The sequence below is a fragment of the Sulfidibacter corallicola genome (assembly GCF_017498545.1).
GTDB classification, from domain to species: domain Bacteria; phylum Acidobacteriota; class Holophagae; order Acanthopleuribacterales; family Acanthopleuribacteraceae; genus Sulfidibacter; species Sulfidibacter corallicola.
Map to the genome: position 1 here is coordinate 7,114,493 of NZ_CP071793.1, position 25,460 is coordinate 7,139,952.

12 protein-coding genes are annotated in these 25,460 nt (G+C 57.2%); 10 read left to right on the forward strand and 2 right to left on the reverse strand.

Annotated elements, in window-relative coordinates:
* The first annotated feature begins 367 nt into the window (after window positions 1-367).
* From J3U87_RS22155 to J3U87_RS22200, 10 genes are all read left to right on the forward strand, one after another.
* Window positions 368-751: a hypothetical protein gene (locus J3U87_RS22155; RefSeq protein WP_237377952.1), complete on the forward strand. Its 384-nt coding sequence runs from the start codon at window positions 368-370 to the stop codon at window positions 749-751.
* A 1,103-nt stretch (window positions 752-1,854) separates the two neighbouring features.
* Complete coding sequence (locus J3U87_RS22160; protein WP_237377953.1) at window positions 1,855-2,205, forward strand: hypothetical protein; 351 nt, start codon at window positions 1,855-1,857, stop codon at window positions 2,203-2,205.
* Window positions 2,206-2,438: 233 nt separating this feature from the next.
* On the forward strand, window positions 2,439-2,822 hold the full coding sequence (locus J3U87_RS22165; protein ID WP_237377954.1) for a hypothetical protein: 384 nt from the start codon (window positions 2,439-2,441) through the stop codon (window positions 2,820-2,822).
* Window positions 2,823-3,302: 480 nt separating this feature from the next.
* Window positions 3,303-3,503 (forward strand): hypothetical protein, encoded by a 201-nt coding sequence (locus J3U87_RS22170; RefSeq protein WP_237377955.1) that lies wholly within the window; start codon window positions 3,303-3,305, stop codon window positions 3,501-3,503.
* Between the two features lie 803 nt (window positions 3,504-4,306).
* Window positions 4,307-4,852, forward strand: coding sequence for a hypothetical protein (locus J3U87_RS22175; RefSeq protein ID WP_237377956.1), 546 nt, complete (start codon window positions 4,307-4,309; stop codon window positions 4,850-4,852).
* Window positions 4,852-5,328, forward strand: coding sequence for a hypothetical protein (locus J3U87_RS22180; protein ID WP_237377957.1), 477 nt, complete (start codon window positions 4,852-4,854; stop codon window positions 5,326-5,328). Before J3U87_RS22175 ends, J3U87_RS22180 begins: the two co-directional genes overlap by 1 nt.
* A gap of 194 nt (window positions 5,329-5,522) precedes the next feature.
* Window positions 5,523-7,919, forward strand: coding sequence for a hypothetical protein (locus tag J3U87_RS22185; protein ID WP_237377958.1), 2,397 nt, complete (start codon window positions 5,523-5,525; stop codon window positions 7,917-7,919).
* 61 nt (window positions 7,920-7,980) lie between these two features.
* Window positions 7,981-8,358 (forward strand): hypothetical protein, encoded by a 378-nt coding sequence (locus J3U87_RS22190; RefSeq protein ID WP_237377959.1) that lies wholly within the window; start codon window positions 7,981-7,983, stop codon window positions 8,356-8,358.
* Window positions 8,355-10,256, forward strand: coding sequence for a hypothetical protein (locus J3U87_RS22195; protein WP_237377960.1), 1,902 nt, complete (start codon window positions 8,355-8,357; stop codon window positions 10,254-10,256). The genes J3U87_RS22190 and J3U87_RS22195 overlap by 4 nt, the downstream gene beginning before the upstream one ends.
* A 111-nt stretch (window positions 10,257-10,367) precedes the next feature.
* Window positions 10,368-10,814, forward strand: a complete 447-nt coding sequence (locus J3U87_RS22200) for a hypothetical protein (protein ID WP_237377961.1) — start codon at window positions 10,368-10,370, stop codon at window positions 10,812-10,814.
* Between the two features lie 38 nt (window positions 10,815-10,852).
* On the opposite strand, the gene J3U87_RS22205 is transcribed toward J3U87_RS22200, so the two are convergent.
* Together J3U87_RS22205 and J3U87_RS22210 are read right to left on the reverse strand one after the other, a co-directional pair.
* Entirely contained in the window at window positions 10,853-11,824 is a 972-nt protein-coding gene (locus J3U87_RS22205) for a hypothetical protein (RefSeq protein ID WP_237377962.1), read from the reverse strand.
* Window positions 11,821-25,287, reverse strand: a complete 13,467-nt coding sequence (locus J3U87_RS22210; RefSeq protein ID WP_237377963.1) for an Ig-like domain-containing protein — start codon at window positions 25,285-25,287, stop codon at window positions 11,821-11,823. Before J3U87_RS22210 ends, J3U87_RS22205 begins: the two co-directional genes overlap by 4 nt.
* Between the last annotated feature and the right edge of the window lie 173 nt (window positions 25,288-25,460).

The following is a 25,460-nucleotide window of genomic DNA, read 5'->3' on the forward strand; positions in this document are numbered from 1 at the left end:
AACCCTATCTTTTCCAATAATACGCGTGCTGTTTCGACATCATCGCTGACCATCAAGACTATCAATCAGGAATTTTGGTAGGCGAGGTTCTTTTGTTGTTTTGGTAGAACTCATCATCGCTTGTGAATTCATCACTCCTGGTGCTGAATCTATGACATTTTCCAGGTAGACCTTTCCGCACGCCGATGCGTTTCGCCTTCTACGTTCGACACTTCCTCGGTGCGCCCCCCGGAACTGGCCCGATGTTGGCGAGTCTGCCAAAGCCGTCAAGATCGCGGCTCGCAGGCTCCCCGAATCTTGACGGCTCCGCCCGACCCGCCTTTTGGGCCGCCAATTCCGGGGGGCACCCCGCTTCAGGAGGTCGAACATGCAGCGTACATTCACTATCGTTGGGCAGATCGTCAGTTGGAAATCCGTCAAAAACGGCCTAATCATCACCGTCCGTGAGCGTCGTGCAAGCGCCTTAAGCCATTCGAATTACGAACATCTCGCCATCTGGGGGCCGAAGGCCAAAGCCATCGAAGCCAAACTTGAAAAGCGAGCCAGGTTCGAGTTTCGCGGAAGCCTGGATCGCGTTCGCCGCAACGGGAGAACCTATTGGAATCACACCGTCCAGCAATGGATACGGCTTCCAAACAACCAGCCCAATTACCGTCAACCTCGTGAGGAGATCTCCGAGGATTGGTTCGTTCCCGGGGTTCGTCAACGGGATTCTCGTGCGCAACGGCTCGAAGAAGGGTTTCAAGCTTGATGGATCTTTCGAGGCCAGGTGACTCTAAATCGCCTGGCCTTTTCTCAATGGTCGGTCAGACACAGGAACCATGATCGAAAAAAACGATTGAAGGAGATAACATCATGAGAACCCTATGGAAACCGATCGCCGAGGCGCCAATCGGCCACGTCATTCTGGTCGCCGTCTGGGCGGATGACCATTTTTCCATTACCGAGGCACGGCAAATAGAAAAAAACGAATTCTTCGAATGCCAATACCCAAACGACCGCGTCGACGGTGCCTACGCCTGGATGGAAATCCCACTTGTTCCTGACCCGCCACGGCCTTCTTCCGAGTTTCCGATTCTCCCATCAAAACCTTGTGAGCCGGCACCGGAGACTGACTTTTTCGACGAAGACATCCCGTTTTGAATGACAAGAAGGGGGGTTTTTGGGAGTCCAGGCCCACCTCGTTGTGACATAAAACCCAATTGACCGGGAAGGTTGGACATCTCTCTCTTGGTGGCGTCTTGATGGTTGATGCACTTTGGGTCTTTACCTGGAGTCGGTCCGGCGGCTTCTTTTCCACAAGGGCCTTTTCTGGACGAGGACCGTCCTCGAAGAACCCTTCCTCAATCACGGGCCCGGTCATCTCGAACTCTCGCATCCCGCCGGCCGGTCCACGCAACATGGGTTTGCCTTTGACACCTTGATGACTCGGTCGCGGACCTTCCTTACCACCATCGCCGCCTTCGATGCCGGAATATCCCGACCTGACGGTGTCACTTCCGATTCCCACATGATTTTCCAGGTCACCACGTCTCCCGCAAACATCCAGTTGGGGCAGCCACTTTGCGCGACTTGCAGTCGAAGGTTCCACGGCCCTCGTTTGTCGACTCTCGGTACCTGTCCAGCCCGGTCCGGTGCGCGAAAGCCAACATGGATGGCTACCCCGCTTGGATGACGGGTGCTTTGCCCTGTTGTTCCTGCGACGCTGACGAACAGAACCCACCCGGTCCACAAAAAAAGACACGGTTCCGCTTCGCTCCGCCGCATCGTTTTTTGTGGACCGCGCGGAACCTGCCCGCCTCTTGGGTCGCAACAACAGGGGAAAACCCCCTGACACATCCAAGGAGGCACACCATGACTGTCAAATTCGCAACCACCGGAACCGTAGCTTGGAAAGGCGACCTGAAAACCGACAAGAACAAGGCCCCTTACATCTCTGTCCTGATCAAGACCGACGCGAAAGGCGGCGCCCAAAGCCTGGATTGCTTCGTAGGATTCCGCGGTGACCTGGCCGAAGCTATCGAGTCCGAACTCGAGAGAGGCGACACCATCAAAGTGGTCGGAACGCTCGGCCAATCGAAGGCGATCAAAGGCGGAAAAGGCAAAGAAGATCGACCCGAACGAATCTACTTCAACGGCGTCCAATTCAAACTGGAGCGACACGCAGAAGCGAACGAATATGACGAACTGGCGGCAGCGGTTTAACGCGAAGGCCCCTCGAATCCGGGGGGCTTTTTCTTTTTGCTCAGAGCGAACCCGAAGGCAAAAGCGCCTTTTCCGATCCCATACAAACCAAAAAGAGGCTTGACCCGAACAGGCCCAACATCGTAGTAGAAAGGTGAAAAATGGACCGCAAAGAATTGACCCTTCACATGCTGAAAATGTTCCCCTCGATTCGCGAGCATTTCGAAACCCACAGCGGGATTTCGTTCCTTAAATTGAAAACGATGCCGGAAAATTTCTTCACCGACCCGATTCCTGGTGCGATAGGTTTGGAACCAGATGCGCTCAGGAACATGGCTCGCCGCGACACTTGGAAAATCGACGAGTTGGTGTTCTTGAACATCGGTGATGAAGCATCGTTGAACGCGGAGGTGGTCCGGTTTCTTTCCAACATCGATGAGAAACAGCAAGCTGAATCCGAAACCTTCGAACAGACAGCGGAACGGTTCTATCAGCTCGCAAAACGTTTCGACCTCAACGACGCGGGCATCCAAGGTTGGATCGGAAAGGCCTACTACCAAGCGGGAGATTACATGTCCCATGCAGAGGAAACGTTCTGGGAGATCGAGGATGCGATTGGGGCGGAAATCATCACTTGAGTACGTGGAAACCCTGCTAATTCGCGGTGAATCTCCTCGATAGCAATCCAACCAATCATCTAAAAATCGAACACCGCCACATGGCGAATGGTCCCAGGCCACCATTCGCCATTTTTTGTGGTGAGCGAGAATCCCTATCGGAAAATGAAGAGCCGTTGCGAGCCGGAAGCGTTGCGGGACCCCAGACCACAGGCCCTGCCTGCAGCCATCCGAACCGGGCCTTTTTGATGCTCCCCGAAACCTGAGTCGCCCTATTTTGGGAAGTGGCCCGGCTCTCACTTTTCCCGATTTGCCCTCCTGGGTTCCTTTGGTTTCAAGGCTGCCGGCGAATATTTCTGTTGATGGAACCAGCGGGTGCCCTTTGCGTATTCGGAGGGAGGCGCGGCCTTTTTTTCGCTGGTGTTGTAATCAAACTGAAGGCGCCACCGGCGTGAGTCTTGGCCACACTCCCAACTCAACATGACGCATCGAGGAGGACATTTGACATACGCCACCAAGCTGCTTTCTCCGCCGCATCTGCTCTCTGATCTTTCCGAAACCTTGACCCTGATTTACGAACCTTCCACCCGCGGCCTGGACCAAATCGCCCTCGCGGCCGTTGTCCAGTTCAAGTCCATCAACAAATCGCGCCGGGCCAAATTCATGGAAGATCTCACCGCACTTTTGGAACGCTATTCTTGAGGATGATGGTCCCGGTCGAGAGTTCGACCAAGGTTGTTTCATGCAAGGGCGGATCACACCCCGAGCCAACAAGGTCACCCTCTGCAATCAGTTTGAAACCAAATTGAACGCGTTCAAATCTACTATCAACCCTCGAATCGAGCTCAAACTGGCTCTTCCCTCGGCCCTCACCTCCGATTTTTCGACCTGATTCACACCATCATCCCCATTTCAACTCCGATTTTCAGCACCATCAACTAGTAGGAGCCGTTTTTGTTGTTGGTATTTTGCCTCCCCCCGATTGCCCTGGTTGTTCGGTACATACATGTCACCAATAAGTTTTTGGTGACGTGTTCTCAGATAGTTAGGACAACGAGGGGTAGATGTACCCACAGATGATTGGCGCCCACTCAGCGTACTCGCCCTAACGGGCTGCGTCGCTTCCGGGCGCCAATCACGATCCATTACCGCATGCCCATAAATGACCCTTGGATTGGATCGTCGAAGTCACCGTCATACCCCAATCCAAATGTTGTCACCTGTGGGCTTGAACTCGAAACAAATACAACTGATGTACCAATGACTCGTGCGGGGTTGTAGGTGCCATCCTGATGTCCCGCCCTACATCAATCAGCCCGCATTCAACCGACCAAATATCCCGCACACCTCGCTGGGACTGGCTCCCGATCGGCGTCCATCGTGGTGCCGGCAACCCGACAGGTCAAGGCCTCCGTTCGCACGCTCCCTCCCGGCCTTGACCTGCCCGAACGCCGTCACCTCCGCCGCCTCAAATCGGGGCCAGTCCCCATATCGCGAGGTGTACCATGTTCAAAACCTATCTCAACTATGCCTGTTCCGAGTGTTCCCCCTGCTTTTACTGCGGGCCTTGTTCTCAACGCATCGACGACCTTCTGTGGGTGCACATTGAGCAGTTGCTCGCCAAGGGTGAAATCTCGGTCGACGAAATCGTTTTCGAGGTTCTCGGTGACCGTTTGACGCGAACCCATGCACGGGTGGCCCATCGTGTCGAACACATTCTCAGCCGCATGGAAAACCTGGGTACCGTCCGTTGCCAATCGAAACCCAATGGTGATTTCTGGGGCCTCGTCAATGAATACTTCCGCCCCAATTTTCGAACCAGCCGCAAAGGGGTTCTCCTTCAAATACTCCCTGGCCATTTCGGTCGCTATCGGGTCGTCAACGCCGAGGGGAGAACACGCGATCTGACGATCAACCTCTTCCTTCAACTGAGACAAAACGGACGCATTGTTCCCATCAACCCGAGCCAGGAAGAAGTACCGAAAAACCATCCCCACCACGAGCCCGATCTCTCCGCCACCGTCACCCTCATTCGCCAGGGGGTGGCCTGATGGATTACCGCCAACGCTGCCCCAAATGCACTGAACAGACCCTGTGCGAAGCCTGTGCGAAAACCATGACGGATCGACTCGATCCCCTCGTGCTCGACTACCTCCAAAAACACCACGCCGCAACTGTCATCCGCCTGGTCATTTTTCTTCTCGGTGATCAATGGTCCCTGGCCCACGAACGTATCGCCCATTTGTTGCAACAGCGCCTGATCCAATTTGAGCGAGGTGGGGTTGTGCGCACCATCGCCAGGTTCCAACACGCCAGGGTTTACCGCTTCATTCCCGTCTTGGAACGCGCTGAAGAACATCAACCGCAGGAGGTGGATTCAGACCTGTTCGATGACGAAGACTTCGACCTCGAGGATGACGGTTATGACCCGGATCTCGCCCCTCAAAAGAACGACGGCCTGCTAGGCGACTGGTTCGATGAAGGAGCTGACATCCTCGAATTCAAACCACCGCGCAAACCCAAGTGAAAGGAGATGAACCATGGACGCACTGGTCAAAATCTTTTGGCTGTTTTCGGCGCTTTTCGATCGTGATCTCTAAACCCTAAGCCTGCAATCTCAGCCGCGGCTCATCGATTTGGGTCGCGGCAGTTCGCAAGGAGGTGTCTTCCTACTTTTCCTACCAAACGTGAAACGTGTTTCGCCCAACTCAGGAGGTGTGCATGCCGGAACTGGCCACTGTCCGAACGGAAATGCCAGAGAAACCAACCGACCACCGAACCAACCGATCCCAAGGCGAATTCACCTACCGATGGCAGGACCCCCAGCCGGATTCATTTCGAGATACGAGCATGGCGTCCCGCGATTCATTAACCTCTCAAAAAGCGCCTGATCCACTCCAAGCCGCCAAGGAACTTGTCTCCAGTGAGCGCCATCGAACTCTTCGCGAAGGCCTGACGGAATACGAGCAAGACGTGCTCTTCGCCGTCGCCGCGCAACGCGAGGCGGCGCTTGGGAACCGCGTTGACTTGCGCCGCGACCTACGCCGAAAGGGTCGCACCCTTCACGACGACGAAACCGCGATTCGCTACCTGTACCTTCACGCAGGCCGCGAAAAAACCCTGAACGATTTTCTCCAGCGGGAACCTTGGACACACCGGGTTCAGGTCGAGAAAATCGGCGACCAAATCCGTGCCTCTCTCAAGCATCCGCAGCGTGGCGACCAGACCCAGTTTTACCTTCAGAAGGGGACTGCGGTATTCCTGTCTGCCGGGACCGGAGGCGATCGCGTCCGCCTCGAAAACCCAAAGAGCGATCAGCGTGTGCCACGAACCGGGGAGACTCGAATTCCTGCATCCATTTATGCGAGTTGGAAGGTCGACGGGGAAGCGCGTCGCATTCCGCTTTCTGACTATGTCGACCGCATGACCATGAGGCTTTCCAAAAACGAAGATCGGATTCACCATCACGTATCCTACACCGCTAAATCCTTGCTGAAACCCGCGCGAACATTTGACCTTGACCGCCATTTCAGCTTTTACACCGTGAATCGTACCGGCGAAATGGGCAGGGCCATGCTCAATCCCATGGACCAGACCTGGACTCGGGATGCACTTCGCATCCTTCAGAAAAAGGGATTGGTCGCATTCTCCGATCCCAAGCGAGCCTCCTTGCCCGAAACCCGACTCACACCGCTAGGACGAGAACTCGCGCTATTGATCCAGCGGGGGAAATTCGAGCCATCAAAACGACCCGAGAAACCCTTGACCAAATGGTCAGACCTGAATCACGTCGAAAAGCAAATCCTTCAAAAAATGTCAGGCCAATTGACGGAGATTCTCACAGCGCAACGTGTCACCAAGTCGGCCGAAACCCTATCCCCAGAGCACGCCATCCGGTATTTAACACTACGGCGTGACAAGAATGAGTCCTACATGGATTTCCTTCGCCGAAGTCCTGACAACCGTCTAGACATCGTGAACGACGGCCTGTTCGTTCGGGCCGAGGCCCGGAGTGGTGTCCACATCCCCCATCTCAAAGAAAGATCGGCATCCATCCACGCCAACCAAGCCTATTACTGGGACCGAGAATCCGGAAAAGTCGAGGCCATCGATCCGCGACCAGAAATCAAAGGGCGATCCCTGCACCCCTCGGCTGTGGTGGCCTATCAAGTGTTGCACGGTTCCAAAGGAGAGAGTCGGCCGGGTCCGATGCCACAGGAATTGAGTGAATTCGATCGTTACTTTAGCTTCAAACTCGAAACCGCGACCCGGCACAATCGAACCCATTTTCGCGAAAACATCGAAGGTCGAGTACCTTCGACTCGCAATTTCGACAGTTTCTATCTCGACAAATCCTTCCAAATCAAAACCCGCAAAATCCCCCCTGCCGGTATCAAAGAACTGGAAGCCGCTTTCCAGAATCTTTATCAAAAGGGCCTCGTTGCAGGGAAAACACCGGACGATGCCAAGCTTACGTCGCTTGGACGTCAACTGGTGTTTGAGCAAGAGAGATCCGAGCGGAAGATTTTCGCTCAAGAGCAACGCCATCTTGCCACCATGTTGCGACAATTCGGGATCCTACCTAAAAACGCTGCCACCCAGCGGCAAAGCCCAGCCTATGCGGCCTTCGAAAAAACGCTGTTGACCGAATCCCGCACTGCGACCATGGCCGATGGCCGCCAACTCCAGTTTTACCTTCCAGATCCGAGCATGGCTGAATTCAAAAACCAATCACGAGCGCCCGAAACGGGTCCCCGCTTCGAAGAAAAGTGGCTGCTTGCCTCGACCTACCATGAATTGGCAAGCAGTCTGCGCGGAAAGGGCGTGACCCAAATGGAGTTTTGGGACAGAGCCCGACTTATCGAGAAACGCCCTGAACTCGCCGAAAGGCCTGACCGCCTTCCCGACGGAATCCTTCTATATAAAACCCCCAAAGGTCAAAGCCGCGCCATCTCGCTTGTCGTCGATGGCAGAGAGCGGCAACGCGACCAACAATCATCCAAACAAGCATCGGCCTGGGCCAGTGAGCATGGCATGCCGACGATCATCGCGAGTTCCAACTGGAAACGCGCACCTGAACTCGCCAAGGATCATGACCGCGTGTTGGTCCTCGACTAAACCATGACCGTGATCAGGTCGCGCGAAAGCGCGGCCCCTTTTTGACGTTGGAGGCATCATCGTGAAAAAACCTACCAAGCCCGCCACCACCCTCGATCGGTGGACGGCAGTGCGCGCCTTCTGCGGTTTCTTGGTCCTCGTGCCCAATGGATACTTCATTCTTCAACCCATCCTCGCGTTTTTGCAGGAATACGCGGTTCTTCACGGTTGGCTCATGGCCCTTTACGAGGGACTTCCCAGCTATTTCCAAGTAGTACACCGCCAAATGGGGTCACGACTGTGGCTATCGGGTGCCCAATTGGCCCTCGCCTTCTGGTTGGGACTGGTAGCGGCAAAATCGCTTCAAACAGTTGTTTTCAAATTGTTAATTTTTCTTGGCGTAGGTATCCAGGCTCATGGTGGAAGTCATCTGCTCCACCCAAATAGGGAGGCAAAATGACGCTGCGTGATGTATTGAAATCAGGAATGGACGAGCGGACCACGGACTGGAAAGACAATCCCGAGGAGAACTCGCGCCGACCTCGTCGTTGCGGGGTCTATTCCTTACCAGCACCCATAAAGGGTAAAGCCAGCGCTCAGGACTCGCAAAGTTCGAGCGTTTCTGGCCACCTCGGGTCAACAATATTATCCCGAAAGGAAGGCAAAAGACCAAAACGCCTATCTGAGCTGGAGCGCACAGTTTTGGCAGCGATCATGAGTAACTGCCACACTGTAATCCGGCCGCACGCCTCGGAAAAACGTCGTTTCAAAAAAGAAAATCCCCGCATTCGATTCATTTCCAACCGCATAGCCGCCATGTATTTGTTCCTGGGAAAAAGTGGCGAGGCGTTTGTCGAATTTGAGAAGCGGATACCAAATCGAGTAAGGATCACACCGATGGGTCGCGATTTCCTTGCGAACTTCACGCTTGGGGACGGTTCCGAGAGGGTGTTCAACTCTCAAGGGATCTCTAGCGTGATCATTGGCAAGCATGGCGAGGTACGAGTCTCCTCAAATGGGGATCGAACCAAGCAGGATGAGACGTGGGTGCCCACCTACACTTATGCAGCATGGAAGGTTGACGGTGAGCATCGAGGAATTGATTTGGCCGAATATAGTTCCATGAAGACCTTTAAGCTCAGACAAGAACGGACTGGGGAGGGAGCCCGGAGATTGACGCGAGTCCTTCCAGATGGTAGCCACGATGTTTTGACTTTTCCGAAACACGTCGCCTTTTATCTCGATACCAAAGGGGAAATCCGGTACATCCAAGAACAGCCCTACTTGGATGCCCATATCGCCGAGGCCTGTCGTCAGCTAATCGAAAGGGGTCTCGTCGTCAAAAAGGGCCGCAGCCCGGTCACCTTGACCAACTTAAAGCTGACGTCTGCTGGAGAAGCGGTCTACCTGGAGAACCCACGAAGGAAAAATGTTCCTAAGCGGCATCCTGCTTCGACCATCCCAGAGGCACGATTGAGCCCGCTCGACTGGCAACTGTTGTGGCGAGCTGTTGGCGAGGATCATACCCCCCTCCTCAGTCCCGAAAACCACATTGGGCAACCAGCGAGCAAGGTAAAGTCCCCTGCCACCAAAACGGAAATCGAAACTGCCCTAATCAATCTCAAAACCAGAGATTTGATTGTGACCCCCCAATTGCGTAGCCTGAAATTAACGGCCAAAGGCCGCCTTCTTCTAAACAGGCCGACCGATAAAGACCGGACCATTATCGATAAGCGAGAGAAACAGTTACATACCGTCTTAACCGCAGTGGGGTTTGCCCCGGAGCTGGCTCCGATGGATCCACATTCCAAGGAGGCATTGGAACAATTGAAGGGGAGCGCAAGTCTAAAGCGCATTCGAGAATACACCCATTCAGGCGTGCCGGTGAATTTGTGGGTTCCCAAATCGAAGGAGCAAGGAAACGCCCCTGCATACAAACGGAGGGAGCTCGGACACGACCTCATCCTGGCTGAAGGGCTACGGCAAATCATGTTGAAACTAGAAGCGGAAGGCGCAGAGGTGGTGGGTTTCCGATCCGAGCGGGACTTGAGAAGCGAACAGACCCGGATCAATCAAGGTACTCTTTCCCCGAACTCACCTGACCACTACAACGTTGGTTTGCCCGATGGAGTGATCACCTATCGCACTGCTTTCGCGGAAGAAAAATCCCTGGGCATAGAGGCCGACGCTGGCCATAGCCCGCTGTCGAATTCCCGCGGATACCTGAGAGAGGCCATTGCTGCCAAGGCAGGGTGGGCTAAATCTCGAAATATGCAGCTCGTATTCGTAGTCGACCATCCGGCAAGAGCCGCGAATCTTAGGAGGGATGGAAGAACCGTACATTTGTTGGTTCGATAGTCAGTTCTCAGAATCCGCTGCTTCTCGCCCACTGTGATACGTATAGGGGGATTTCTAGAGAATGTGGTAAAGTCAAAATCAAAAAGTGCCATTTGTCACCATGAGAGAATCATGAACACAAAACGAGGAACGATATTTCTTTTGTTACCTTTTGTAATTTTTGGCTGTTCTAGTGAAAGTATTCCAGAAAACATGATTGTTATATCCCCAAAGAATAGCAAAACAGAAATAAGAAAACAAGCTTTGCAACACATCACCTTGGGCTCTGATGTTGAGCTGGTAAAGGATTTTTTAGATAACAAGTTGTTTAGGAAAATTTACCACGAGAACAAAAGTAGGCCACGCCCTCAAGTTGAATACAAAAACGAAAAGCGATATCACAGCTTCTGTTACGAGAAGGAGTGGTGGCCAAAAGAAATACAAGCTGGCGGTTACATCTATGCTGAACTAGGATATTTTGGTTCCTTTCCTGCAAAGGTCGTAGGGATGTGGTGGTACTTCGATGAAAATGATCGTTTTATTGAGCTCGAAATTTCTGTTTCAAAGGGAGCACCTTGAATAGCCAGACGCGCGTCTGAAAGGGAACGCGTCTGGCTTTACATGCATTCTCCAAGAGGCACGGACTTTAATGAATTTGTCTCTCCGAATCGGTTTGAAATTGATTCTAAATACCAAATGCGATTTTGGTCTTTGGTAATTAAAAACGGAAGAATTATCTGGGTATCGATTTCATTTGAACATTTTTTAGAGTTACTTTTCTCAAAAAACAAAAATCTGCTCACTTCTTTCCCTATCTGAGGAGATGTCTTGTCAAGCAATATATGGCCCTCCTCGCCGGAATACCAAATCCTACCACTGCGCATTTCTTGTTCGTGCTCTATTTGGTTTTCGGAATTTATGACATCGTCTAAATTGAAAAACGAAGTCGAGGAAAGAAAATCACGTTCGATATTTATTGCTTTTGTGTATTTGTCTCTTTCGTTTGTTTTTGATGTTTCGATTTTTAATTTCCCGTTGCCATCAACAGATAGCTTTTTAACTTCATTATTTTTTTTATCGAAATACCATAGTGTTTGACTGCCTCTTGGGAACAAAGGGGATTCAGTCTCTATTTTAATTTTTTTCAGTATACCATCAAGAGGTTTGAAGATCATAATCTCAACCGGCTTTTCTGGATCAGGGTTGTATTCCAATTTAAAATTATGTGTTTTTTCAAATCTGACAGCAATCCAAAGTTTAGAATTGTCAAATGGGATAAATACACATGGATACTCTTGGTTGAGGAAGCTCATATGAGTACTTTTATCTCCAGAAACCAACTCATATCTTGATCTTTTGTATTTCGAAAAAACCTTCTTCCCTTCAGGAGAAAAAAAGTATTTCTCCTCCTTATACTGAATTCTCTCCACGATTTGGGTTGTCGAATTCTGATCTACACGAAACCCTACACAGCGAACAAACTCAGTATCGCTACGGCTACAACCAAAAAAAGAAACAAAGAGTATTCCAATAAAGTGAATACCTTTTATCTTGTAAATTGCTCGGTGATTCCTATTAAGCATTTTCATTTTCGAGGGAACCCTCCATGTGTTTGGACTCGCACATCAACTCTTCTTTGAGATGGGGCGTTCTCCAACAATTCAATCAAATCTAGGAACGAACCATCTCCAGGAAGGAAGTTTAGTGTAACATCTTGAAGATCAGAATCTCCCATATTGCGAATAATGTTTTGAATAGTTTTGTGGCGATTGGCATCTCTACTACTTGCAGATTTTCCGGTTGTCTGAGAGATTAAGTGAACAAAACCCATAAACTCTGATTTAGATACCCTAGGCGTAGAGCCTGGAGTCTTTTTTGCAAACTGAACCATTAAGTCATAGTAAGTGCTTGCCATTTCTTGAAAAACTTTTGGCTTTAGAAATGGATCATCTTCCTCAGCACCAAGTTCATGATGTGATTCGTGTGAAACTTTGTTCATTTCGGGATGAAAGTGACCAAATGGAGACGTGAATGTCTTATATGGAACTTGAACCTTTCTATTGGGTTTCAGAAGGCTTTTGATTTCTTTCTGTGTCATTCCTTGAAGAGCGTACCCTGACCAGTACGGTAAATCAACAACATCGACTGAGTAACTATGCGCGGGATCATCTACCATTGAAGAGTCAGTATGAGAGTAGCTATCTTGGAAATAGTGACTGATCATTCCAAAAAGCTGATCTTCGCTAAGGTATGCCTTGTAAGTCTGACTTCCGGTCCCTCCATAACGCTGCCTGTACGTTGTTTCCCATTGTAAAAGTCGGTTTAATTCGGGTAGATTTAGATTTTGAAGAGCCTTAGCGGCGTGTCCTCTCATCATCCCAATAGATTGCTTCGAAGGGTAAATTACATGAAGTTGCTGCACATCGATAATAGAGTGAAGGCTTGCGAGATCGCCATGGGAAGCATTTAACTTTATTGCTCCAATCGCGTTTAAGCTCTCTGTTGCATCAGGACCCCAAGTAAAAAAAGCGATCTCTCGAGCCCGATCTTCTGATAACCCTGCTGCCAATGCCGTTAAATATGTGAAATAGCCATGAATAGAACGCGCGTATAGACCATCAGGATCCCAGTACAAAACCGGATTGCCTGCTGCATAGGCATACGGCTCCTTGACCGTGCTGGGGTCGTAGAGGTCGGGGATTCGGTAATCTGGGTTGAGGAAATGGCCCAATCTCGGATCGTAGAAACGATGGTGCATGTTGACCAAACCGCTGTCGTGGTCGATCAAATGCCCGCCAATTCCCATTGAAACCGTGCGGAAGCCGGCACCCGGCGGGAGATGGAAGCCCTTGTTGGGGATCTGACCGGGCTTGCCTTCATCGCCTGGCTTCGTGGCCAACAGCTCGCCCCATGGGCTGTATGGCGTGAAGTACACCTCGTCGCCATCCGCTTTCTTGTAGGCGAAGGGCGTGCCCAAATGATCGGTAAGGATGTAATAGTCCGTTTCGCCGCTTAAATCGCGGAGAAAGACGGGTCCAAAGGGACCGTAGCCGATGGCATGGGTCCAGTTGAATGAAGCCCCCGACCTTTCTCCGATCGCGATGACTCTGCTTCCGTGCCAAGCGAAGACCAGGTGTTGACCCACCCCTGGCACAGCGGCCTGGACCCGGCGATGCTGGATGTCGTATTCGAAGCGCTCCTGGGCTGTGCCGTTCTTGTCGCGTTCGATCAGTCTCCGGAACCCATCCCAGCCGTAGGTCATCACGTCGCCATTGGATTTATGGACCTGGGTCAGGTGGCCCAAGGCGGGGTCATAGGCGTAGATGTCGACTTCCGGGGCCGGCGGCGGGGTGCCGCCATCGGCTCCGTCGTCCTCGCCATCCTCGGTGGCACAGGTCGCGTGGCGGCGCACTTCGCTGATTCTGCGCTCGTCCGCCGTGCCGTCCAGACAAAACGCCTCTTGGACCAACACCGTGCCGTTCAGGACGCGGGTCAAGCCCGCCAGGAGCTTGTTTTTCGCCACGCCGTTCCCCGAATCGCCGTATCGCTCTTCGATCACATCCGTGCCCAGGCTGCTGGTGCGGTCGATGCGCACACCGGTCAAGCTCAGGTCAGCGCTGTAGGTCGGCGTCCACACTTCTTCCAAACCCGGAGCGCGTCGCGTCACCTGAGTAATCACGCTGTCCGGTGGACCAGCCGTGCCCGGCGCGGGGCACGCCTCACTCAGGTCTCGGGATGCCCAGTCCAAGTCCAAAACGTAGGCACCGTTGTTCGTTCGTATCGTGTCGAAGTGACCGTCTTCCGTCCGGGTGATCGTGAATTCGGTGCCGTCCCCCCAGATCATTCGACCCGGCATGCCCTGTGACCAATCCTCGAACCCGACGCTCAACCCCTCCATCGTGACCCGCATCTGGTTCCCATGTTCGTCGTACAGGTAACTGAAATCATGCGTTTCCGATCCATCGGGCGCGGCGACGGCGAGGGCGTTGACGTGGCCGTAGGGATCGTAACCGTAGGTGATGGTCACGCCGTTGGGGTCCGTCGCACGATGGACCCGGTCGAAATATACCGTGGGGTCGCCATCCGTGGCTCCGGCATCTTGGGAGGAGCTATCTCCACTGCCTCCGCTACTCCCCGAGCCACTTTGAGATTCTCCATTGACACCGCTACTTGGGGGAAGATATGTCCAACTCTGCCAGGGCTCGTCATTGCGGGTCAGCTTCTGGAGCCGGCACCCCTGGTCTCCCGTATAATCAAAGCCCCACACATCATCCTGTTGCGCATCACGAATGGTGTTGAGAAAGATGCCCTGATAGGTGTGCTGCCGCAGGGGCTGACCGCCGATCTGGACGTCCTTCAAGCGCCCGTTGGCGTCGTAGCTATAGGTTTTGACCTGAAGCCCGGGATGATGCACCTCACTGAGGCGGCCTTGCGCGTCCACTTGGACCTGAACCGCACCTGGCAGGTTCAGCAACTCCCGCCCTTGCTGGAATACGTCCAGGATCGGGCCGGCGCCGACGCGAAGCGTCTCCACCGCACCCCACGCATTATAGGTGTAATGGCTCGCGGGCCGATTTCCCCGCCGCAGGCACACCAGATCACCTTGCGGGTTGAACTGCATTTCGGTGGGCAGGCCGCCTTTGGGCCGGTAGGTGACCTGGGCGGGTTCTCCTCCCTTGTGGTAGGTGGCATCGATGATCAAGCGCCCCTGGCCCACGTCGATCTGACCCGGCCTTCCCTGGCTCCAGTCGCTGAAGGTGACGGCCTCGGTGCCGCCGACGATGCTTTCCAGCAGGTCACTGGTTTGGTTGTATTTCCACTTCAAAACACGGCCCGGTCTCTCGACCTGGGTGACGCGACCCGCGCCGTCCCGGGTGATCCGCCGCACGGGTTTCCCGTTGCGCTGGACCTGCGTGGGCTCGCCGTAGGCGTCGAACTGCAACGTGTGGTCTTCGCAGTTCGGTTCTTGGATGGTGACCTTCCGGCCAAATGCCTCCCACTCAACGCCGTAACGGTTGTACAGGTAATCCTGCACCTCGGTCACTTCGCTTTTGATCGGATCTTCGGTGACCGCGGCGCGGAAGCCCTTCCGGGTGGTCGCGGTGGTGCCGGTGGTCGCGTCCCAGGACAGGGCGGTTTGGGTGCGGTCCCCCAGCCAGGAACCGGATTCCGTGTTCAGCACCGAAGTGCCGGCGTCCCGTTGGAACAAGGTGGCCGCTCCGTCTTCGCCGCGGTAGGGTGCCCCGGTCGCTTGAACGGTCGACACCAAATCGGTGCGGTCGTCATAGGCGTAGGACAGGGTCAGGCCACGCGTATCCGTCATGGACGCCATGCGACTCCGAGTGTCGTAGCCGGCGCGCCAAGGGAGGTCGTCCAGCGTGGTCCCACCTTCGATGCGGCCCAAGCTATCGAATTGATAGCTTTGGGAGCCCACTTCAACGGGGGTCCCGCTGCTGCGATCAAACACCCTCACGATCTCGGGCGCACCCGTGACGTGGTAGCTGTCGACCAGCATGCCCGAAAACCCGACATCCACCGCGGCCAGGTTGCCGTACCCGTCCAGCGCGTAGCGATCGACAAGGGTTCGGTTCTGATCCTGTTGTTCGATCACCAGTCGGTTCTCATGCAGCGAAACTGTGCGGATGAAAGCCAAGGATTCGGCCAAGCCACCGTCCTCCTCCACGAAGGACTGGGCGAGCCCGGCCGTGTCGGTGTAGCTCAGGGTGCTGGTGGTCTCCTGGAACCCATCGGCAACGGTGACTCGCTTGTTGGCGCCATCATACATAACCTCGATAACCGGTGCCTTACCCGCTGCCGGATCCTCGCGTTTTGTGGAAGGCTGATCCGTATCGCCGCCATCCGCTTTAGCGATTCCGGTGACCCTGCCGAAGAGGTCGTAACTCAGTTTCACCTTGCCCACGTGCGGCATGGTGGTCTCCTCGACCCGGCCCAGGACGTCGGTCTTCAGGTGGATCGGAGGGCCAGGTTGGCCTTGCAGAGTGACCGTCGCCCCCGCAACCGTGATGCCTTTGCCGTCCACGGGCGCGACCTCGTACTCTGTCCGACGAATCCGGTCGTCGACCGTGAGGATGTGATCGGTGTCGCCGTAGTACGTGTAGCTCACCAGCTCGTCGAACTCGTCGTGGATCGATCGTAACCGACTGAGCGCATCGTAATGGAAGGAACGCTGTTCCTCATCCACCCCCGGTGCGGTTCGGGTTTGCGAAACGATTCGGCCCATGGTGTCCAGCCGGGTGGTCGTCTTGATATCGGTCCCCGCTTCCGTGACCACCATTTGGCGATGATTTCCCACCACGGCGTAATCATAGGTGACCGTGTGACCGAGGTCCGTCCGCTCGATCTGGGTGGGCCGCCCCAAGGCGTCTCGAGTGATGGTCGTGTGCTTGCCGAGGCGGTTGGTCGATTGCGCTTCGCCGAACGCATTGACCTTGGTGGTCGCTAGGTCCTGATCGGTTCCTGGCAACCGAAGCGTCAACGTGCTCGGCGACCTGAAATGGACATCCCCGTTGATGGGTCGGTAGTGATGGGACCCCGTCGATCCGGAAACCAAACCGAGCAGGCCCGTCGTCTGGAGCGGGACGCCACTTGCGCTGATCTGGGTCACCACCGAGGCCGTTCCGTCCGCATCCCTGAGCGTCACCGTTTTCGGGTCGACCTCGCGCACCAACGTGTGGTTCAGCGGGTTGGTTTGGCTTGCGATTTCCCGCGCAAATTCAGGTGCGTTATGCCACGTCCACTGCCAGGTTCCGCCGTCGATTTCGTGGTGGGTCATGCGGCCCTGGGCATCGTAGTCGAAGGTCTGGTCCCGCATGCTGTTGCCCGTGAGGAACCAATCGAAGCCCGCAACAGCCCCCGCCAATCCTTCCAGCGGGGTGAGGGCCCGACGCGCCCACGTGAGCGAGAAGGCTCGGCTCTCCTCGCCTTGAAAGCTGTAACCGCTGCTAAGCCAGGCGCCTTCGGTCTCGCCGAAGGTCACCGTGTAGGCAGGCACCGCATCGACTTGGGCCAGGATGGCCGACGTCACGCGTCCCGCGGCGTCCAGCTCCCGCGTGATCTGACGGCGGGCCGCCCCATCGCCAACTTCGCTCACCGTCAGGCTGTCCGCTTGGCCATAGACCGCTTCGTACACCACCGGGTCCGCCACACCCGACGCCTCGATGCGTTCCAGCCGTTTCAAGGCGAACCGGCCCACCTGCGCCAAGGGCGGGCTCCAGGTGAGCTGCACATTTCGGGGCTCGGGGTTGCCGTCCTCTTTCAACGAAACCTGGGTCAGGTAGCCCGAGCCGTCATAACCGTAGACCGCGGTCGCCGACAGGCTGGGCACCCGCTGCGTCGCGATCCGCGTCCCGGCCCCGTCGGAGAGGTAGATTCGCTTTACGCGTCGTTCGCCACCGCCGTCGTTGGGCAAGTCGTGGAGCGTTTCGGGATACCGTTCCTTCGCGGTGGCCCACATCCGGTTGCGCCAGGGCCGGTCCTGCCGGGACTCGAGCAAGGTCTCGGTGAACAGCGGGGCCGGCGCCTCGCCCAAGAAGCCGGGTCGCATCAGCGGCAGGCGCAATCCGTTGCCCTGTTCGTCGTCTTCCCGGAATCCCGTGTTGAGGTCGGCCAGCACCTGCGTGTACTCCGGCCAATCGAAACGGCTAAACAAGGTGAACGCGAGATTGCCGTCGTGGATCAGGACCCAGGGATCTTCTGCCTTTGGGCGGCGCAGACTGCTGAGGGGGTCGTGCCGCAGTCGCGCGGTTTTCCCTTCATCCGTGACGTCGGCTTCCACCTGGAACCGACCCGGCTGCTCCAGAATCAGGCGGGCGTGAACGTCGGCCTGAGCCAGCGCGGCCTGGGTTTGCGGCAACGTGCCGGGCCGCCACCAAGCAGGCATGGCCTGGTAGAGCCGGGTGCCATCGAGCATGCCGACCCCGTACGCCCCCGGGCTAAACGCGTAGTCGCGGGCGTGGACCCGCGTCAGTGACAGATCCACCCTCGGGTCCCGAGCACTTAGCACCAGATCCTGTTGGAACAGGTCTGGAGCACCGGCCACCAGGTCAAGCCCCGATTCGGTCCGGTAGGGGTCGCGGTAGCGCGTGGCCGGAGGTCGCCAAGCGATCAGAAAGGCTGTCGATTTCTGGGCACGAATCTGACCCGTGCGGGTGACTTTCCAGTGGACCTTCCCCGCGAGGAAGCCGTGCTCGCGAAGGGCTCGCGCCTGGGTCTGGAGGTACTCGGCCAGGGCCCCCGTGTGGAAGCCGACCATGCGGTTGGTCTCGATTTGGGCGCTGGTGAAGGTCTTCGACCATCCCGCGCCGCCTTCCACCTCGAAGGTCAATTCCAGAGTTTCCTTGGGGAAGAGCTCCACTTCGTAGCTGCCCACCTCGGTGGTGAAGGTCAGTTGCGGCATGCCGCCGCCCTCACTGAGGTCGAGGTCCGTGGCATACAGGACCGCATAGGGTTGGTGGGTCAGGAAGAAGCGCGGCTGGTTGCGCCGGTTGCCGTTGTCGTCCGTGGGCACTTCGCCGGTCTGCCATTGGGCCAGGTCGTAGGCCAGCCAGCCGAAGCTGCGATAATCGACGACCCGCAAGGGCAAGCGCTGCAAGCTTTGATCGCTGCTGCTGTAAAACAAGGCGCCATCATGCAGGAACAGGTTGTTGGCGATCGGCGCCCCGCCTCCCTGGCCAACAATGGTGGCCAAAAACAGCGCGTCCTCGGCAGGATCGGTAACCACGTGCTGTTCCGCGCCGGTTTCGAGGATGTGCTGGAACAGCACCCGGAGATCGCAGACGGCGATCACTTGACCGCTCCCGTTCTTGGTGGTCACGGCAAGCAAACCGTGGTCGCGATCCACTGCCAGATCGATCATCCCATTGGGAAAGACGAGGGTAAAACGAGGCTTGGTGACTTCGTCGAGCAGCGGCGTTTCGGGAAGATCGTGGAGATAGACGAACCCGCCCCGCGTGGCGCTGTGCTCGCCGTAGACCGCAACGTCCCGGTTCCGTGCGGCCAGCCCCGACTCGGTGCGTTCGATGAAGGCAAAGTTCTCGGCTATCCCGACCCGCATTCGGCCCAATGCCCGTCGGCCCGGTGCCCCTTCTGGCGTGGCCACATCCTGAACGGGCGGGAAGACCGTGCGCAGAAGCGCACGCGGATCCCAGTGCTGGGCGACCGGGACCACCAAATCGTTGGCCTGGGTGTCGATCCGGTGGGCACCGGGATAGGCGTAGGCCATGGTGGCAAAGGCCAGTTCGAAGCCCTCGCGGGCGCGGTGTCGGAACCCGGCGACCTCACCGATCCCCGACGGGTTCAGGTAGCGCGCCACCGGTTGGTTTTGGTCCCAGAGATACTGGAACCTGTCCGGCGCCACCCCTTGTGGTGCCAGAGCCGCCTCGGCAGCGACCTGGGTGAGGAAGGGTCGGAGATCGCGCACTTCGGTGAACCCCAAGGGACCGGCAGCCTGGATATCCAACCACCCCGTGATCAAGTAAGGCCCGATGGCATCCACGGCGCCTTCCTTAATCCATTGGCGGGCCCGCACCTGACCGAGCTTCACCAGTTTCCCGCCCTGAGCCTTCAGCATGTGGAGCAGCGAGGTCACCTGAAACGGCGAATTGAACTTGACCACAATCAGGGTGCCGTCCGGAAGGCGTTTGAGCCGTTCCCGGTTGCCGCGTTCGACACCCAACACTTCTTGCCCCGTTAGGGCTTCCAACGATCGGGGTGGGAACAGGGCCACGTCGGCGAAGTGGAATCCAGGCGCGCGAAACGTAGCTGAGCTGATCAGCGCAGTTTGCCCGCTGGTCTCATTGTCGTTTGCCCCCGCCGCACCGATCCCATGGGTGTTGATCAAGTCGACGCGGTATTGACTCGCCTCCGCGCCAGGGGCCGGGTAGGCATGGACCACGATGTTGCGGTATGCAGTGTAGACGTGGTCGGCGGTGGTCCGGCTGGTCACCTGGTTGCTACGGGCATCCAAGGTGCGGAACCGAGCGCGGAAAAAGGGCTGCGCCTCGCCGCGAAGGTCATACTGGGTCAGCCGGTCGCCATCGCGGTCAACCAACCCGTTCACGTCCAGTTGGTACCCGGTCGCGAATTTCAGACTTCCGGCCGGGTACATGACCAGCTCGGTGAGGAAATCGTCCGCGTCGATTGGGATCCCACGGCCGTCGGTGAACACCATCGTGACCGGGTCGCCCCCCTGCGGTGAGACGACCACGGTTTCGGCGCTGATCCCCGAAACGGGTTCGCTGAACTCCAGGTACATCGGTTCGGCGACCAGGATATCGGTTTCCCCATCGTAGGGTTGGCTGGAAAGGACCATCGGCGCCACGTTGGCAATCGAGCCACCGTCCTCACCGCGTTTGAGAAACAGGTGGTGGACGAAGTCCTGACCTTCAGCGGAGCCTTGGTCGAACACGCGGAACGCTGCCTTGAGATGGAGGTTCCCCGTTAGGTCGGCGGGGCCAATGATGACCGGGATCTGAATGGGCAACTCGGTCGGCTTGAATTCCGTGGCGGTGGTCCGGTTCTCCAATCTCAATTCAACGCGATCCAGCGGGCGGTCGGCTTTGACGATGGCGCGCAGGTGACGGGTGGGCGTGGGGTTTTCGGCCCCTCCGAGGTGCAATGCACCCGTACGCTGAAAGATCTGGGTCTCGCGGTCAGCCACCACGAGGTTCCCTTCGTCATCTTCTTCCACGACCTCCCAGTCGATGCGTACGCGGGCCTGGCTGCGGGTGTCGCCTTCCTCCGGCCAAGGCAGAAGCCCCTCGTGGACCGAGAAGATCCCGGCGCCGGAAAGGCGCATGGGCGAGAACTGACCCGTCGCCGGGTCGAGCGCGTAGAGGGCGGGCAGCCGAATGCCGACCTCCGCAGCCAGGACGGCACTGCCATCGGTACCAGTGGCACCCAGGTAATCGAAGTAACGCGCTTCGCCTTGCGTACGGAGACGATACACATAGGCGCTTTGAATGGGGTAGAAGGCGGTGTCGCCGTCCATGAAGCGCTCGCGTTGGTACCAGTCCGGCTCGCCTTCGACCCAAAACAGGTTCCCGTAGTTTTCTTGGGTCGCCTCCCGCACATCTTGGCGCAGGGATCGGGTAGTAATTGGCAGGAGCGGACCGCCAGCATAAAGCGCGAAGGCCATGCGGGTGGCCCCGGACAGGCCCAAACCAAAGGTCAGGATCAACCCGCTGAACCGCTTGGCTTGGCGGTTCCGCTTGGCTGCAGGCGCGGTTTGGCCGCGCTCGAAGGTGCCGCCGACGATCGCACCCCAATCCATCACGGCCATCGTCGGCCGCGTTTCCCGAATCTCCGGTTGGTGGGGATCGAGTGGCACGGCGATATCGGGACCCACGGCGAACAGGGCGAGGTTGGGATCGGCCAAGGCTTCGGGGCTCAGTGTGAAGGAGAGTCTTCCATTCAAGCGGGGCAAGGGGCCGCCATCCACCGCTTCCACTTCCAGAGCCTGAGCCACGGTGCCGTTGGCTACTGCACTGGGGATCGGGAGGGTGTTGAGACGGTTCAGAAGGGTTGCCGGGTCCGTGGCACGGAACGCGACCTCGCGCCCGATGCCGTGCACGACGGCATCGATGTGCACCCGGATCTGCGCATTCAAGGCGAACTGGAACGGCTGCGCACCAAGCATGTACTGGTTGGGTCCGGTTCGGACGGTGTCCAATTCAAGACGGGCGACCTTGCCGGAAGGTGTAGTGGCCACCAACTGGAAGCGATCGCCCAAGTCCCCCTGAAGGACGCGTTGATAGCCGCCGGCGGTCAGGGCTTCGGTGAAGGACCACGCCGTTTCGAGGTTGACCAGCCGCAACTCCGTGCCGGCCGGGTAGGCGTCGGCCGGCGCCTGAAGCGAGAGCTGGTCGCCGTCTGCCACAAGCGTGAAGCGTTGCAGGGAAAGCGACCCCGCAACTGCCCGATTCGCGGTTTGGAACGAGAAGCTGGTGGCTTGGCGCAAGTGGACATCTTGACGATTACGCAGTTGGGTGCTGATCTCGAGTCGGTACTCGGTGTCATCGGCGAGTGGGGACCGAGGTCTCAGGGTCACCGACAGAAAGTCCTCGCTTTCGCGGACATGGAGCGGGACGGGCTCGTTGTTCGGCGCACGCAGCACGATGATGCCGGGCCACTGGGCGTCCCCATAGCGCAAGGGGTGCGAAAAAGTCAGAGATATCGTGGCATCGCGTGCCACATGGGCTTGGTGATGGGCCGGGCTATGGGACAAAAGCCGAAAATCGGGGGGGCCGAGCACAAGTTGCACACCCGTGTGGAGGTCCTCGGTGCTGGTATCGTCGAACGAGTCTTCCGCGACGCGCCCCGTGGCAGGATCGATTGCGTTAATGGTCTGGGCATGGGGCCACTGCGGCAGGAAAAAGCGGAAACTGCCGGGGGTTGCGTCGGGTGCTGCCGCGAAAAAGGCAACTTTCGGCGTCGGCTTGCCCGCTGCACCGAAGCCGGGATGCTCGGGTGCATATTTGGAAAAGCCATAGGTTCTAAAAGGGCTCGGAGTTTTGGCTCGCGGCTTTTTGGTGGGTTGGAGCTGCGGATCGTTTGCAGCTCCCGCGGCCGTGACGGAGAGGCCCACCCAAGGGTGGCGATCCGTGCACACGACCACGTCGCCCACCGGCGCCCCCCCATCGGAAACGTGGCCGCGCAGCTCAGTGATCGGGAAATCGAGGGCGACCAGCGCGAAACCGCCACTATCGTGGAGGTCGGTCTGGGCGGGGTCGTTGACCCAAACCCCTTCCTCCTGCCGGAGTCGGCCCGCGTAGACCCACGTCTGGGCGTCTCGCCGCCGCAGGAGGATCAGGGACACGGCATCGGGACCGGAATACCGGAGCGTGGGCGCGGTGGCAAGGGCCTGGCTCGTGTGGAGCGTGAACCCCAGAGCATGGGTGGCGCCGCCGATCAGGGGCGGGATCAGGCGCTCATTGAGTTGGACTTGAATGGCCCGTGGCGCCTCGGGTGTCGGTCCAAAATCAAGAATCAACCGCCCCAAATCATGAACCGAAGCGTAGCTGAAGCTGGGCCGCTCCGAAGTAACGGGGAGCGGATTCATGAAAATGGAGGCAGAGGTGGTGTGGCCCCGCTCGATAGAGCTATGGGCACGTAGTCGCAGGGAACCAGTGACCACGGGTTTCCCGTCGTCGAAATGGCCGTAGTGGTAGGCCAACAGGTCGAGGTCGTAGTCCGGCAGAAGGGACTCGCCACCAATGAAGCGGTGCACTTCCCGACAGCGAATTACGCCCAGAGCCGAGCCCGTCGGGACGCCGGAGGAATGGAAGGTGACGCGGGTTTGGGGTTCGTCGAGGATGGAGACCCTTTTGGGGGAAAGGGAAAGGTCCAGTCCCTCGCGGAATGTGATGAATTCGGTCGTGTCCCAGATCAAGGAATCACCGATTGCCGGTACGGGTTCTCCCAAACGAGGATCGCGGTAGACCGCCAAGTAGAGTCCAGAGCCGGCTTGGGTCCAAACGGCGTCGAGTCGGGACCCTTGCGTGGCTAGCCGAGCGGTGGTGGTCCAGGCAGGGCTGGGCGGCTCCGCTTTGAAACGTTGGTCCAGGTTGTAGGCGGGGTGGATTTGGGTAGTGACCCTCTGCTGTTTGGGGGCAAGGGAAGCAACGCCTTTTTTGGCGCGTGGTGCGAAGGCCTTGGCCTGGGGGACACCAAATTGGCTTGGGTCGAGCTTGAGCAACCAAACATCACTATTGGGTGGCAGGGTGCTGGGTAATTGAGAGAAGCGGGCTTGAAGGGTGCCCTGGCCGGTCATCTCGGTCAGTTCGAAGCCGCCCAACGGCGCGTAGCCCAGCGGCAACAAGGCTGGTAGCGCCTGGGCTTCGAAGGGGGTGATGCGCGCCGTGCCGCTGAATCCAGAAAGCGTCAGATGGAGCCCGACGTCTTCGAAGGGCTGCTGGGTGGAGACCGGTTCGTTCCGGCGGGTCAAGCGCAAGTCGAAGAAACGGGTGCCCTGGCCCGGTTCGGAAAAGCGGACCCGGGCGAGCGGCAACCACTCGGGGGCATCGACGCGGGCTAGGATGGGCGAGCCGGAGAGAAACGCTTGAAAGCGACCGAGGGCATCGGTCGTGACGATGACGGACGAGCCGCCGGAGCCCGTCATCAATTGCACGGGCAGGTCGGGGATGGGATAACTGGTGGCGTCGTCGAGGACCGTCCCGAAGACATACTGCGGATGGGCTACTGCAATGGTGCGTTCAAAGTGTGCGCGGTTCCCAAAGCGGTCGCGGACCGTCAAGCGGACCAAATGGCTTTCTCGGCTGCCATCATCTTCGAAATCGGCGGAGAAGTCGGTGTCGTCGCGGCCTTGGTGGACCAGGGTTTCGTCTAGATATAGATCCCAGCCCACTACCTGGTCGGCGGGGTCGAAAGCCAAGTCGACGGAGAAGGAACTGCGGGCGGCCACCGCGTCCGGGAGGCTCAGGGAGGCGTCCGGCGGGATGGTCTTGTGGTGGACAGCCAGGGGATGACTGATCGCGTTGCCGGCCTCGTCGATGGCGACATAGGTAAAGGTATTGGTTCCTGGCGTCAGCGGCAGGTCACGGTCGATGAAGACCCCGTGCTGGTGAGAAACGGGGGTGCCATCGCGGGTGAGGGCCAGTGATTCGGCCAGAAGGTCGATGGCCCGGCCGGAGACGGTCATCGTGGGGGCGTTGGTGTACGTCTCGGGGAGCGGGGCGGAAATCGAGATTTTGGGTGGCTGGGTGTCGCGGAACAGGACGATCTGCTGCCGGGCGGGTTCCTGGTTGGGCGCGGTCGCGGTGAGGTCGAAGGTGTTGCGCCCTTCAAAGAGGGTGACCGGCTGGCTGAAGCGGCCGGCAGGATCGAGGGTGAGGGCGGCGCCATCAAGCGAAAGCGTGGCGTCGACGGGGGCAACCGTGCCGGAAATCGTGGCATCGGCTTCGGGCCGAAAGCGGGCGATCTCGTCGAGCGCGATGGCAAGCGTTTCCTGGGCGAAAGCCGAAAAACAGAGTCCGAACGGGAGGACTGCAAACAGGATCAATCGCTTGATGCACATGGGACATACCTCACAAGAAAATCATACAAAAGTTGTTGGGGTTTCGGGTGATGATAGGGTGGTTTTTTACATCCTGTGAATAGGCGAAAGTAAAGTTATCTTGAAAAGCTGATTGGGGTGGTTTCTCGAAAAGGGAGTTGAGGTTGCACTCCGGGTGAATGTGTAACCAAGCC